11 protein-coding genes are annotated in these 15,325 nt (G+C 30.0%); 1 reads left to right on the top strand and 10 read right to left on the bottom strand.

Annotated elements, in window-relative coordinates; all coding sequences use genetic code 11:
• Nucleotides 1-89: 89 nt before the first annotated feature.
• The 7 genes from carB to ribF all read right to left on the bottom strand — a co-directional run bounded on the left by carB (nt 90) and on the right by ribF (nt 10,782).
• Nucleotides 90-3,326, bottom strand: coding sequence for a carbamoyl-phosphate synthase large subunit (carB, locus tag CRV10_RS02040; RefSeq protein WP_136130159.1), 3,237 nt, complete (start codon nt 3,324-3,326; stop codon nt 90-92).
• A 2-nt stretch (nt 3,327-3,328) separates the two neighbouring features.
• Nucleotides 3,329-4,477 (bottom strand): glutamine-hydrolyzing carbamoyl-phosphate synthase small subunit, encoded by a 1,149-nt coding sequence (carA, locus tag CRV10_RS02035; RefSeq protein ID WP_136130158.1) that lies wholly within the window; start codon nt 4,475-4,477, stop codon nt 3,329-3,331.
• Between the two features lie 201 nt (nt 4,478-4,678).
• Nucleotides 4,679-5,491: a 4-hydroxy-tetrahydrodipicolinate reductase gene (dapB, locus tag CRV10_RS02030; protein WP_136130157.1), complete on the bottom strand. Its 813-nt coding sequence runs from the start codon at nt 5,489-5,491 to the stop codon at nt 4,679-4,681.
• Between the two features lie 88 nt (nt 5,492-5,579).
• On the bottom strand, nt 5,580-6,500 hold the full coding sequence (ispH, locus tag CRV10_RS02025; RefSeq protein ID WP_136130156.1) for a 4-hydroxy-3-methylbut-2-enyl diphosphate reductase: 921 nt from the start codon (nt 6,498-6,500) through the stop codon (nt 5,580-5,582).
• A 41-nt stretch (nt 6,501-6,541) separates the two neighbouring features.
• Nucleotides 6,542-7,015, bottom strand: a complete 474-nt coding sequence (lspA, locus tag CRV10_RS02020) for a signal peptidase II (protein ID WP_241971812.1) — start codon at nt 7,013-7,015, stop codon at nt 6,542-6,544.
• Nucleotides 7,012-9,822: an isoleucine--tRNA ligase gene (gene ileS, locus CRV10_RS02015; RefSeq protein WP_136130155.1), complete on the bottom strand. Its 2,811-nt coding sequence runs from the start codon at nt 9,820-9,822 to the stop codon at nt 7,012-7,014. Before ileS ends, lspA begins: the two co-directional genes overlap by 4 nt.
• A 24-nt stretch (nt 9,823-9,846) precedes the next feature.
• Nucleotides 9,847-10,782, bottom strand: coding sequence for a bifunctional riboflavin kinase/FAD synthetase (ribF, locus tag CRV10_RS02010; RefSeq protein WP_136130154.1), 936 nt, complete (start codon nt 10,780-10,782; stop codon nt 9,847-9,849).
• A 234-nt stretch (nt 10,783-11,016) separates the two neighbouring features.
• On the opposite strand from ribF, the gene rpsT reads away from it, so the two are divergent.
• Complete coding sequence (gene rpsT / locus CRV10_RS02005) at nt 11,017-11,316, top strand: 30S ribosomal protein S20 (RefSeq protein ID WP_136130153.1); 300 nt, start codon at nt 11,017-11,019, stop codon at nt 11,314-11,316.
• A gap of 49 nt (nt 11,317-11,365) precedes the next feature.
• Here rpsT and dnaJ read toward each other — a convergent pair whose 3' ends face one another.
• The 3 genes from dnaJ to mog form a co-directional block, all read right to left on the bottom strand.
• Nucleotides 11,366-12,478, bottom strand: coding sequence for a molecular chaperone DnaJ (gene dnaJ, locus CRV10_RS02000; protein WP_136130152.1), 1,113 nt, complete (start codon nt 12,476-12,478; stop codon nt 11,366-11,368).
• Between the two features lie 100 nt (nt 12,479-12,578).
• Entirely contained in the window at nt 12,579-14,486 is a 1,908-nt protein-coding gene (gene dnaK / locus CRV10_RS01995; RefSeq protein ID WP_136130151.1) for a molecular chaperone DnaK, read from the bottom strand.
• Between the two features lie 272 nt (nt 14,487-14,758).
• Complete coding sequence (mog, locus tag CRV10_RS01990; RefSeq protein WP_136130150.1) at nt 14,759-15,319, bottom strand: molybdopterin adenylyltransferase; 561 nt, start codon at nt 15,317-15,319, stop codon at nt 14,759-14,761.
• Nucleotides 15,320-15,325: the final 6 nt, after the last annotated feature.

Here is a 15,325-nt window from a genome sequence, read left to right as displayed (position 1 = left end):
GAAGACTTATCCAAACATTTTATTACATTTACATGTAGTTAAAATTAGTTTGAATTAATTATACATGCAATTTAAATTATTTTTAAAAATTATTTAATTTTATTATTTAATTGTAAATGTAATTCTTGAATAGAAATAATCTCATCTATTGCGTCAGCATTTAATGCCATTAATGTAGCAAAACTTCCATTTAAAGTAGTATTATAGTATATATTAGATCTTAAAGCACTATATCTAATCATTCTTGAATCTTCAATAGATTGACGACCAGAAGCAGTATTGACAATATAAGTATATTCTCCATTATTTAAACGGTCTTGAATATTTGGATAACCTTCTTCATGTACTTTTTTAACTAAACAAACATCAATCCCTGCTTTTTCTAATGTTAATGCTGTGCCGTGTGTAGCATCTATTTCAAATCCAAAATGTTTTAACTTTATTGCAAGATCAACAATGCGTTTTTTATCATTTTTTCTAACCGATAATAATGCTCTGCCATTTCTTTTCATATTACATTGAATAGCTAACATTACTTTAGCAAAAGCTTGTTCAAAAGTTCTACCGATACCCATGACTTCACCAGTTGAACGCATTTCTGGACCTAAAATAGGATCAGATCCTTGAAATTTAACAAATGGAAAAACTACTTCTTTAACTGAATAGTAATGCGGAATTATTTCTTTAGTCATTTTTTGTTGCGATAGAGTTTTTCCTATCATTACTAATGCAGCAACTTTTGCTAACGGAATACCAGTGGCTTTAGATACAAATGGAATAGTACGTGCAGCTCGTGGATTAATCTCAATTAAGTACACATTATTATCTTTAATCGCAAATTGAACATTCATAAGACCATTGATTTTTAGCTCGACAGCTAATTTCTTTATTTGATGACGTATTGTGTCTTGAATGTCATTGTTTAAAGTATGAGCCGGAAGCGAACATGCAGAGTCACCTGAATGTACTCCTGCTTGTTCTACATGTTCCATAATACCACCAATTAGTAAATTATGACCATCAAAAATTGCATCCACATCAACTTCAATCGCATCTTCTATAAAATGATCTAATAATATTGGATTATCATCAGCTATAAATATAGCTGATTGAAAATAACGCTTAAGATCAAATTCATCATAAATGATTTCCATAGCACGTCCACCTAGAACGTATGAAGGACGCACAAGTAATGGATAACCAATATCTGTAGCTTTATTTATAGCTTGCTCTAATGTTATAACAGTAGCATTATCTGGTTGTTTTAGATTAAGTCTTTTAACTAATTGTTGAAATCTATTACGATTTTCAGCGCAATCAATAGAATCTGTACTTGTACCAATAATTGGTACACCAAAGGTTTCTAATAACCTAGCTAGTTTTAATGGTGTTTGACCTCCGTATTGAACAATAACTCCTTTAGGTTTTTCAATTCTTACTATTTCGAGTATATCTTCTAATGTTATCGGTTCAAAATAAAGACGGTCAGAAATATCATAATCTGTTGACACAGTTTCCGGATTACAGTTTACCATAATAGTTTCATAACCATTTTCACGTAATGCTAAAGAAGCATGAACGCAGCAATAATCAAATTCTATTCCTTGACCTATGCGATTGGGTCCTCCTCCTATTATCATAATTTTTTCTTTATTTTCGTTTGGATCAGATTCACATTCTTCTTCATAAGTTGAATACATATATGCAGTATTAGTATCAAATTCAGCAGAGCAAGTATCAATACGTTTATAAACAGGATGAATGTTATAAGAATATCTAAGCTGACGAATATCATTTTCTTTTAATCCAGTTAAACTGGATAGACGCGCATCAGAAAAACCTTTACGTTTTAACATATATAAAAATGATTTATTTAAACAATTCAAACCCTTGACAACTATCTGTTTTTCTAGATTAATTAATTCTTTAATTTGAATCAAAAACCACTTATCAATATTAGTAAGCTTAAATACACTATATACAGACATACCTGCCCGAAATGCATCAGCAATATACCAGATTCTATCTGAACTAGCTATTTTAAGTGCATTACGAATATCATTCATATTTTTATTACAGCTTGCATTAAATTTAGAATCTAAACCATTAACTCCAACTTCTAAACTGCGTAATGCTTTTTGTAATGATTCTTGAAAAGTACGACCTATAGCCATTACTTCACCAACAGATTTCATTTGAGTTGTTAAAATATTATTTGAACCAGGAAACTTTTCGAAATTAAAACGTGGTATTTTAGTTATAATATAATCAAGAGAAGGTTCAAAGGAAGCAGGTATTCTATTTCCAGTAATATCATTTTTCAGTTCATCAAGAGTATAACCTACTGCTAATTTAGCAGCTATTTTCGCAATGGGGAAACCAGTAGCTTTTGAAGCTAATGCTGATGAACGTGACACACGTGGATTCATTTCAATGATTATTAGACGACCATTTTTAGGATTAATTGCAAACTGTACGTTAGATCCACCAGTTTCTACACCTATTGCACGCATTACTGATATAGAAGCATTACGCATAATTTGATATTCTTTATCTGTTAATGTTTGAGCAGGCGCAACTGTGATAGAGTCACCAGTATGGATTCCCATTGCATCAAAATTTTCTATTGAACAGACTATTATACAATTATCATTTTTATCCCGTAATACTTCCATTTCATATTCTTTCCAACCAATTAATGATTCATCAATTAATAATTCATTAGTAGGTGAAACATCAAAACCTTGTTTACATATTTCCTTGAAATCACAATAGTTATATGCAATACCACCTCCAGCTCCACCCATAGTAAATGATGGACGAATAATACATGGGAAGCCAACATAATCACAGATAATTAAAGCTTCTTCCATTGTTTTTGCAGTACTAGAACGAGCTGTTTCTAAACCAATATTATTCATGATTGTATCAAAGCGCTGGCGATTTTCTGCTTTATCAATACTATCAGCATTTGCACCTATCATAATTACATTAAACATCGTTAGTATACCTTGACGATCTAATTCTAACGCACAAGTTAATGCCGTTTGTCCTCCCATAGTAGGAAGTAATGCATCTGGTTTTTCTTTTTCAATTATTTTTTTTACTATTTTCCAATGTATTGGTTCAATATAAGTAATATCAGCTATATTTGGATCAGTCATAATAGTTGCTGGATTAGAGTTTACTAGGATGATACGATACCCTTCAGATTTAAGAGCTTTGCAAGCTTGTACACCAGAATAATCAAATTCACAAGCTTGTCCAATTATAATTGGACCAGCACCAAGAATCAGGATGGATTTTATATCTATTCGTTTTGGCATTATTAACTCCTGATTAAGTAAAATTGATTAATCAATTCAATAAAATGATCAAACAATAAAATTGCATCAGATGGTCCTGGGCTTGCTTCTGGATGCCCCTGAAATCCAAATGCTGGTTTATCGATATGATGAATACCTTGTATTGTATTATCAAATAATGAAATATGTGTTACACGTAAATTAATAGGTAAACTAAGTTTATCTACTACAAAACAATGATTTTGTGCAGTTATCATTATTTTATTATTACTAAGATTTTTTACTGGATGATTTCCACCATGATGTCCTGTTTTCATTTTTATAATTTTTGCACCATTAGCTAAAGCTAAAAGTTGATGACCAAGACAAATACCAAATATTGGAATGTTTATTTTTAAAAAATAATTAATATAATCAATAGCATAATCACATGATTGAGGATTTCCAGGACCATTAGAAAGAAAAATGCCATCAGGATTCATATCAATTACTTCCTTAGCAGAAGTTTTTGCTGGTACCACTGTCAATTGACAACCCTTGTCTACGAGAATACGTAAAATATTGCGTTTAACACCATAGTCATAAACAATTACATGATAAGGACTTTTTGTTGATTTTTGTTTTTTTAAAAACGGTGGTTTTAACGAGACATTCCCTTGATTCCATGTGTAACTGTAAGTAGTAGTAACTTCTTTTAATATATCTATTGCTTCTAATCCTTTAAACGATTTAATTTTATGTAAAGCTTTTGAATTATTTATATTGTTATGTGTCATAATACAACCATTTTGATTACCTTTCTTACGTATTATACGAGTTAATTTTCTAGTATCAATATTTGCAATTGCTACAATATTCTTACGTTTTAAATACTTTGATAGACTTTCTTTATTACGAAAACTACTAGCTAATAATGATAAATCCCGAATAATTAAACCTTGAGCGTAAATTCGATTTGATTCCTCGTCTTCAGAATTAGTACCAACATTACCAATGTGAGGATAGGTTAAAACAATAATTTGCATAAAATATGAAGGATCAGTTAAAATTTCTTGGTAACCTGTCATTGATGTATTAAATACAATTTCCCCTACTGCTGAACCTATGGCCCCAATAGAACGACCGTAAAATTGAGTACCGTCTTCTAATGTTAAAAGAGCGGATTTAATCAAAATATCCTCCTAAAGATAATAAAAAATAACATATAAATAATTGATATATAAATTAATACTAATATCCAATTTAATTGGATATTAATGTTTACTATCGTTATTAATATAAAATTTAAATTAAGAAAATTATTTATTAATTAATTTAATCAGTATTGAAAAAGATAAAATCTTATATCTTTTGCATATTGTGATAGTGGAATATTATAAACTTGATAAACCAAGCACATCCCACATGTTGAAAAGACCGGATTTTTTATGTTTTAGCCATTTTGTTGCTTTAATTGCACCTAAAGCAAAATTCATACGATTACTGACTTTATGAGTGATTTCTATTTGTTCACCTATACTTGCAAATATTGCTTTATGTTCACCTATTATATCTCCACCTCTTATTGTAGAAAAACCAATTGATTGTTCTTTTCTTTTTCCAATAATTCCTTCACGTTTGTATACTGCACTTTCATCAAATTTCCAATGCATTGTATTAGCTATTATTTTACCCATAGATAAGGCTGTGCCCGAAGGGGCATCAATCTTGTTTCGATGATGTGCTTCAATGATTTCGATATCCGAATCATTTCCTATTATTTTAGATGTAGCTTCTAATAATTTTAATACTACATTCATTCCTATACTGAAATTGGCTGATAAGACAATAGCAATTTCTTTTGATGCGAGATCAATTAATTTATATTCTTTTTGATTAAAACCTGTAGTACCAATAACCATAGATTTTTTATGTTGTTTACATAAACTTAAATATTCCATAGTTGATTGTGGAGTCGTAAAATCTATCAATAAATCAAAAGAATCAATTATATTATGTATATTATCTGTTATTGTTATATTTATTTGAGAAGAATTTATTAATATTCCAGCATCGCAACCAACCATTGAAGATCCAGCTTTAACTAAAACACTGCTTAAATTAATATCTTCTTTGTTAGCAGCTTTAATTAACTCACGTCCCATTCTACCTTGAGCTCCTGCAATAGCAACTCTAATCTGATTCATAATAATATCCTTTATAAATTGCTATAATAATAAATCATCTTGAATGAAATATATTAAATTATTAATAGTTTTATTTAAAAATTAAATATTACATAATATTAAATACAATTTTTTCTTTTTTTCCTATTAGTTCTGTAACATAACTTCCACCTAATTGAATTAAATATTCTATTACTTCATTGACTAAGATATCTGGTACTGAAGCACCTGCTGTAATACCAACATAATTAATATTACTTAACCAGTGTGTTTGAATATCTATAGCTGAATTTATTAATTTAGCTACTTTACCCATATTTTGTACTACTTCAACCAATCGATTAGCATTAGAAGAATTTGCTGAACCAATAACTAATATTAATTCTGCATATTGTGCTAAATTTTTTACTGCTTCTTGTCTATTAGTAGTAGCATAGCAAATATCTTCTTTGCGTGGACCAGTAATTGATGGAAAACAATGACGTAATTCATCTATAATTTTGGCAGTATCATCAACTGACAGGGTACTTTGTGTCATAAAGTTAATTTTTTGTTTGTTTTTTACTTTTAATTTAGATATATCTTTTATTGAATTTATTAAATAAATACCACCAATTTTATTATCATATTGTCCCATAGTACCTTGTACTTCAGGATGATTTGAATGACCAATTAATATAGCTTCTATACCTTTACGACTAGCTTGTTTTACTTCCATATGAATTTTTGTTACCAAAGGACATGTTGCGTCCAATAAAACTCTAGGATTAGTTTTTTTAGTTTTTTTTCTTATTTCTTGTGATACACCATGTGCAGAAAATATCACAACAGAATTATTAGGTATTTCTGTAATATTTTTAACAAATATAGCACCAATCTTACGTAAACGATTAACTATATAATGATTATGCACTATTTCATTATAAATATAAACTGGTGCACCATAATTCTTTAGTGCTACTTCTACAATACTAATTGCTCGCTTAACACCAGCGCAAAAACCACGAGGATTTGCTAGTAGAATTTGCATGATCACTCCAAATTTTAATAATTAACATCTGAATCAAGATATTAACATTCATTCAACACAAAGAATATTAAACCTATAAATATAAAACAATCTGCAATATTAAAAGTAGCAAAATGAAACTTTTGTATATGAAAATCAATAAAATCTACTACAAAACCATGATAAAAGCGATCAAATAAATTACCTAATGCACCGCCAATAATAAACGTATAGGAAATATATATCATATTGTTAACATTATTACTATAATACATGGACACTAACAAAGTAATTATGATAATAATAGTAATAATTATAAACAACCAATGTTGCCACTTATTACCATCAGATAGAAAACTGAATGCTATGCCATAATTATGACAATAAAATAAATTTAAAAATGATGTTAATTGATATGTTTCTTTCAAAATTATATTATGCATTATTACTTGTTTAACAACATTATCTATGATAGCTATCATAAATGCTAAAGACAACCAACTTATTTTCAGTGTATTGGTAGAATTTTTCATCATACAAATTTGCGTTCCTCACCGTTTTTAGTTATGTTTAAATAACATCGGTCGCATATATCGATATTAGAAATATTATTTTTAACATTATAATTCCAACACCTAGGGCATTTTTGGCCTTTCGCTTTATAAAACTCTATTTTTAGATTTTCAAATATTTCACTTTGATATGCTTGATTACTAGCAAGTTCATAATCTAAAATTTGAAAATCAGATATCAAGAAAACGAACTTTAATTCACGACCTAATATCTGTAATTTGTTAAATAATTCCCCATTTACATAAAATTTAATATCGGCCTCTAATGAACTGCCAATTATTTTATCTTTTCTTGCTATTTCTATTACTTTATTAACATCACTCTTTATTTTTATAAGATTACTCCAATATTTATTACCCAAGATATCATATTCTGATAGATTTAGAAGGTTTGTATACCATGTTTCAATAAATATATGAGATGAACGATTACCTAATAAATAACTCCAAGTTTCATCAGATGTAAAAGGTAAAATTGGTGCTATCCATCTAACAAATGCTTCTATTATATGCCATAGAGCTGTTTGACAACTTCGACGAGCTACACTATTTTTTTTCATAGTATACAGACGATCTTTAACTATATCAAAATAAAAAGAATTCATTTCTATAGAGCAAAAAGACATCAGACGTTGAATAACATTATGAAAATCATATTCTTCATAAAAATTAATAATATCTTTTTGAGCTTCATAGGCACGACTTACTGCCCATCTATCTAAGATTAACATATCATCTGATTTTACTAAATTTACTATAGGATTAAAATCATTTAAGTTAGCTAATAAAAAACGTATGAAATTACGAATTCTCCTATACACATCAGCTGAACATTGTAAAATAGAATCGGAAATCGTCATTTCATTTGAATAATCACTTGATGCAACCCATAATCTTAAAATATCAGCTCCAAATTTTTCTATTACCTTTTCTGGGGAAATGACATTACCTATTGATTTTGACATTTTACGTCCATTACCATCTACGGTAAAACATTGTGTTAATACTTGACGATAAGGGGCTCTGTTACTCAAAGCACTAGAAATAACTAGAGAAGACATAAACCATCCACGATATTGATCTAATCCTTCTAAATACATGTCAGTTTGTTTATCTCTTAAATCTAAACGTGTACTAACTACACTAAAAATAGTAGAACCGGAATCAAACCATACATCAAGAACATCAGTTACCTTAAAATAATCACCAGGTTGTGTAATAAAATTATTTGGATCTAGATCCCACCATACTTGAATGCCATATTTTTCAACTAGTAATGCAATTTTTTCTATTATGGAATTTGTATCTGGATGCAATACTCCAGTTTTTTTGTTTACAAATAAAGGAATAGGTACACCCCAAGTGCGCTGACGTGATATACACCAATCCGGACGATTTGATAACATAGATTCCATACATGATTGCCCCCAACTTGGAATCCATTTTACACCTTTAATTGTTTGTAAAGATTTATTCCGAAGCTCTTTATGATCCATATCAATAAACCATTGAGGTGTAGTTCGAAAAAGAATAGGAGTTTTATGACGCCAACAATGAGGATATTGATGTGAAAAATTTTTATGACTTAATAGTGCACCTTTATTTTTTAATAAATTAATAACTATATTATTACCTTCAAAAACATTAATGTTATCTAGTAATACATGAGTGCCTTTCAAGTATAATCCATCCGGACCAACTAAATTTACATTTTCAATATTATATTTTTTACAAATATAATAATCATCCATACCATGACTTGGTGCAATATGGACTGCTCCAGTACCCATATTTAACGTAACATGTTCACTTAAAACTACTTGAGAAATATTGTTAAAAATAGGGTGCTGAACATTTTTGAATTCAAGTTGTTTACCCATACATTCACCAAGTACAGTCCATTCACTAATTCCAATTCGTTTTAATGAATTTTCTGTTAAATTTTTAGCAAAAATTAAAAATAAATTATTAGATTTTATTAATTGATAACAAAATTCTGGATGTAATGATATGGCACAATTAGCTGGTATAGTCCATGGAGTAGTAGTCCACACAACAAGTGAAATAGGACTATTAATTACTTGTGATATATTAAATATACGACAAATCATATCAGAATTAATAAATTTAAACATTACATCTATAGAAGATGAAATCTTATCATAATACTCAACTTCAGCTTCTGCTAATGATGAACGACAATCTATACACCAATGAACTGGTTTTTCACCTTTATATACATATCCTTTTCTGACAAGTTTACCTAATACTCGAATAGTATTAGCTTCAGTTTCAAAATTCATTGTTAAATAAGGATCTTTCCAGTTACCTAATACACCTAAACGTATAAAATCGACTTTCTGTCTTTCAACTTGCTCATTTGCAAAATCACGACATAAATTGCGAAAATTTAAAAAGCTTAATTCTTTTCCTGGTTTACCAAATATCTGTTCAATTTTATGTTCAATAGGTAAACCATGGCAATCCCATCCCGGTATATAGGGAGCATCATAATCTGACATTCCTTTAGATTTTATAATTATATCTTTCAAAATTTTATTAACAGCATGACCAATATGAATTTGACCATTAGCATATGGAGGTCCATCATGTAAAATAAATCTTTTCTTTCCTTTCTTTACTTTTCTAAGTATTTCATATAGATTGCTGTCATGCCATCGCTTTAATATTTCTGGTTCTTTATGAATAAGATTGCCTTTCATAGGAAAATTGGTTTTAGGTAGATTTAAGGTGGATTTATAATCAATCATTATATTTTGAATTCCATTTTGTTATTATGATGTCAAGGAAAAAAACTTCTTAGCAGCTATTATATCCTTTGCAATTTGTTTTTTTAAATCTTCTAATGATATAAAACATTTCTCATCTCTTAATTTATGTATTAGCATTACATCTATACGTTTACCATATAAATTTAGTTTTATATCAAACAAATGAACTTCTAATTGATAATAATAGTCCTTTAATGTAGGACGCGTGCCTATATTTGCAACTCCAAACATAGGTTTTAAAGATAGACCATACACTTTAACTACATAAATTCCATTTATCGGATATATCTTACGGTTCAAATTAACATTCGCAGTGGGAAAACCTAATACTTTCCCTAATGAATTTCCATGTATCACTTTACCAGAAATAATAAAAGGATGACCTAATAACGACTCTGCTAATTTTAAGTTACCGGTAGTAAGAGCATAACGTATAGAAGTGCTACTAATTCTAGTCATACCATCATGTAATGTTTTAACAATTGTTACATTAAAATTATACTTATTACCAGCTTTTTTCAATAACGAAATATTTCCTTGACCACCTGAACCAAAACGAAAATCACTACCTATGGCAAGATATTTCACTCCTAATTTACTAACTAATAGTTCAGAAATAAAACAATTTGCTGACATTTTAGCAAAATCGTAATTAAAACGCGCACAAAGTACATTATCAACACCCGCTTCTGATAAATATCTTAATTTCTCACGTAAAGATGTCAAGCGTGTAATAGGTGTGTTTTTTTTAGCAAACAGTTCAATTGTCTGTGGTTCAAATAACATAACCATCATTGGTAGTTTATATTTAAGTGCTTCTTGCCGTAGTTTCACTAGTAAAGTTTGATGACCTTTGTGTACACCATCAAAATTACCTATTGTCAATACGCAACCATGATGATGTTTTTTGATATTATGAATACCTCTAATTAGATGCATAATTAACTCTATTAACTTTAAATGGTATTAGCTAAAATTAGATAATAATATAACCATATAATATCTAAAGATTATCTTTTATTTATATCCGTAACAAATATTTATTTATACAAAAATGCGGTTTTAATTAAACAATAACATTTTAACTTTATCAAGAAAAATATTGACAAAAAAATATATAAAGTAGATAATTAAATCTTGCTTTTTTGTACTATTTTATTCAGGAAAAATATTTTGGCAAACATTAAATCAGCTAAAAAGAGAGTTATAACATCTGAAAAGCGTCGTAAAATTAATTCCAGTTACCGTTCTATGGTACGTACTTTTATTAAAAAAGTTTATTCAGCTATAGACAAAGAGGATAAATTTGTTGCGCAAAAAGCATTTGATACCATGCAACCAATAATTGATAGGCAAGCTTCCAAGGGACTTATTAACAAAAATAAAGCTGCTCGCTATAAATCTAAATTAACTTCACTTATTAATAAAATGCACGATAATCAAGAATCAAGTTCAAGTAATAATACAGAATAATAAAAGGGATATCTTAAACATTCGTATAACACTATAATGTGTTGAATCTTCAATGTGTTAAATCTTCAAAAAATTTTTTTACACCATCAAAAAAACGTTTAGAACGGGGGCTGTTGCGTTCACCAGTAGGTCCACCGAAACTTTTTTCTAATTCAGTCAGCAGTTGTTTCTGATTTTCATTTAAACTAACAGGAGTTTCTACTACAACACGACATAATAAATCTCCTAATACACCATTTCTAACTGATTTTACACCTCTTCCTCGTATACGAAATAACTTACCGGTTTGTGTTTCAGAAGGAATTTTTAATTTTACTCTACCATTTAAAGTTGGAACTTCGATTTCACCACCTAAAGCAGCCATTGCAAAATTTATTGGTACCTCACAATAAAGATTGTTTTCTTCTCGGTCAAAAATTAAATGTTTTTTAACAGATATTTGAACATATAGATCTCCTGATGGAGCTCCATTTTTTCCAGCCTCTCCCTCTCCATTTAAACGAATACGATCACCTGTATCTACTCCTCCTGGAATTTTTACCGATAATGTTTTTGATTTTTCAACACGTCCTTGACCATGACAAATATTGCAAGGATTTTTTATAATTGAACCTACTCCATGGCAGCTATGACAGGATTGTTGAACTGTAAAAAAACCTTGACGCATTTGAATCTGCCCAGAACCATGACAGGTGTGACAAGTTTGCGGTTTGGTTCCTATCTTTGTTCCACTACCTTTACATGCTTTACATTCCACTAAATTAGGAATATGAATTTCTTTCATTACACCTAAAACTACTTCTTCAAGAGTAAGTTCTAAATTGTAACGTAAATCTGCACCCCTAGATGATCGCTGGCGGCGGTTATTGCCAAATATATCACCGAAAACATCCCCAAAAATATCGCTAAAATCTGTGCTACTACCCATATTAACTTTTTCAAATGCAGAATGACCATATTGGTCATAGGCAGCTCTTTTATTTGAATCTGTTAAGATTTCGTAAGCTTCTTTAATTTCTTTAAATTTAGCCTCAGCCTTTTTATCACCAGGATTGCGATCTGGATGAAACTTCATTGCTAGTCTTTTATAAGCCCTTTTAATTTCACGTTCATCAGCTGACTTATCAATACCCAGAATTTCATAGTAATCTTTTTTTGCCATTTTTCCACAATCCTTAATATCCTAATATATTTCACGGACGTATGAAGTTCATCTTACGTCCGTGAAAATTTTAATAAGATAATAATATTACTAGAAATCATTATTTCTTATTATCTTTAATTTCTTCAAATTCAGCATCTACTACATTATCATCTTTTTTTGTTGTAGTGTTTGTATTTACATTGCTATTTTCAGTTTGTTGTGATGTTTCCATTAACTTACTTGATACTTGTATCAATGCTTGTATTTTGGCTTCAATCTCAACTTTATTTTCACCTTTTAACGCATTCTCTAATTCAGATAAAGGTGTTTTAATAGCATTTCTATCGTCAAGAGATATTTTATCCCCAATAGAATCAAGTTGTTTACGAGTGCTATGAACGATTTGATCACCTTGATTACGAACCTTAACCAAATCTTCAAATTTACGGTCAGCTTCAGCATTTGCTTCTGCATCACGTACCATCTTTTCTATTTCTTGATCGTTTAAACCAGAAGAAGCCTTAATCGTTATTTTTTGTTCTTTACCACTATTTTTATCTTTAGCAGAAACATGTAAAATACCATCAGCATCAATATCAAATGTAACTTCTATTTGCGGCATACCTCTGGGTGCTGGCTGAATACCATCTAGATTAAATTGTCCTAGAGATTTATTATCATTAGCACGCTTGCGCTCTCCTTGAAGCACATGGATTGTTACGGCAGATTGATTATCTTCTGCTGTTGAGAATATTTGACTATGTTTAGTAGGTATAGTGGTATTTTTACTAATTAAAGAGGTCATTACTCCTCCCATTGTTTCAATACCCAATGATAAAGGAGTAACATCTAATAACAGAACGTCTTTGATATCTCCACCTAAAACACCACCCTGAACAGCTGCACCAACTGCAACGGCTTCATCAGGATTTACATCTTTACGCGGTTCTTTACCAAAGAATTCAGTTACTTTTAATTGAACTAAAGGCATGCGTGTTTGACCACCTACTAAAATCACATCATTTATATCAGACACAGATAAACCCGCATCCTTAAGTGCAACTTTTAACGGTTCAATAGAACGCTCAACTAAATCTTCTACTAACGATTCTAATTTTGCACGAGTTAATTTAATATTTAGATGTTTAGGACCAGAAGAATCTGCAGTAATGTATGGTAAATTCAAATCAGTTTGCTGTACTGAAGAAAGTTCAATTTTTGCTTTTTCTGCAGCTTCTTTTAATCGCTGCATTGCTAAAGGATCTTTATGTAAATCAATTCCTTGATCTTTTTTAAATTCACTAACTAGGTAATTGATTAAACGAATATCAAAATCTTCTCCACCTAAATGAGTATCACCATTTGTAGCCAGAACTTCAAAAGTTTTTTCCCCATCAACTTCATCTATTTCAATAACAGAAATATCAAAAGTTCCGCCACCTAAATCGTATACTGCTATAGTTTTATTCCCTTTAGCCTTGTCTAAACCATAAGCTAAAGCAGCTGCTGTCGGCTCATTAATTATGCGTTTAACTTCTAGACCAGCAATCTTACCTGCATCTTTTGTTGCTTGACGTTGTGCATCATTAAAATAAGCAGGAACAGTAATTACTGCTTCATTAACAGATTCACCAAGAAAATCTTCCGCTGTTTTTTTCATCTTTTTTAATACTTCAGCAGAGATTTGAGGAGGAGCCATTTTTTGACCTTTTACTTCTAGCCAAGCATCACCATTATCTGCTTTAACAATTTTATAAGGCATGATTTTAATATCACGCTGTACTTCCTCATCTTGAAAGCGACGACCAATCAATCTTTTTATCGCAAACAAGGTGTTTTGTGGGTTAGTAACTGCCTGACGTTTAGCCGGTTGACCGACCAGAATTTCGGCATCCTGCGTATAAGCAATAACAGAAGGAGTTGTACGATCGCCTTCAGCATTTTCTAACACGCGAACTTGATTACCATCCATTATGGCTACACAAGAGTTGGTTGTACCTAGGTCAATACCAATAATCTTACCCATCTAAACGTCTCCCCTTTAACTGTTGTCAAATTGGGTTGTGAGCCTTATATATGAGGGCGGGTCATTAACTTTCAACCTATCTTCATACGCTTTTTAATCAGTTTCACAACATCTAATGTAAAGGTAGATGGGGATAGGTTACATAACCATCAAGGGTTAATATAAAAAATATTTATGTTTGTAAATATTTTTGTTAAAAAATTATATTATTCCATGATAAATTTTTTAATTTAAAACAAACATAACAACTTATAATTTCTAAAACACCTTATTTAAGGATGAAATGATACTATTATATTTGGATTAGTTTCAATACTTGGATTATTTAATAACTCTAAACAATAAGGTATAGAAGAGAAAATACCATGTATTTTTACATTGCCTTTTTCATCTTTAACACCTTCTAATGTTTCTCTAATAGATTTTGTTTGACCAGGGAGATTAATTATTAATGATTTATTACGAATAACACCAACTTGGCGTGATAGTACTGCAGTAGGTACAAATTGTAAGCTAATTTGACGCATTTGTTCTCCAAAACCAGGAAGCTCTCTATCAGCTATTGCTAAAGTAGCATCGGGTGTAACATCACGTTTTGCTGGTCCAGTCCCACCCATAGTGAATATTAAATTACAATTGCATTTATCAACTAATTGACAAATTGTTTGTTTGATCAAATGTTTTTCATCTGGTACTAAACGACATTCTAAGTTAAATGGTGTAATAATAGCATTATTTAACCATTTTTTTAAAATTAATGTATTTTTATCTTCATAAACACCTGTAAATGCGCGATCTGAAACAGAAATTAATCCAATTATTATTGTTTTCATATTTTT

This window comes from Candidatus Pantoea edessiphila, assembly GCF_002933355.1.
In the GTDB taxonomy this organism is placed as follows: Bacteria; Pseudomonadota; Gammaproteobacteria; order Enterobacterales; family Enterobacteriaceae; genus Pantoea_C; species Pantoea_C edessiphila.
This window is presented reverse-complemented; position numbering and strand designations above follow the sequence as displayed.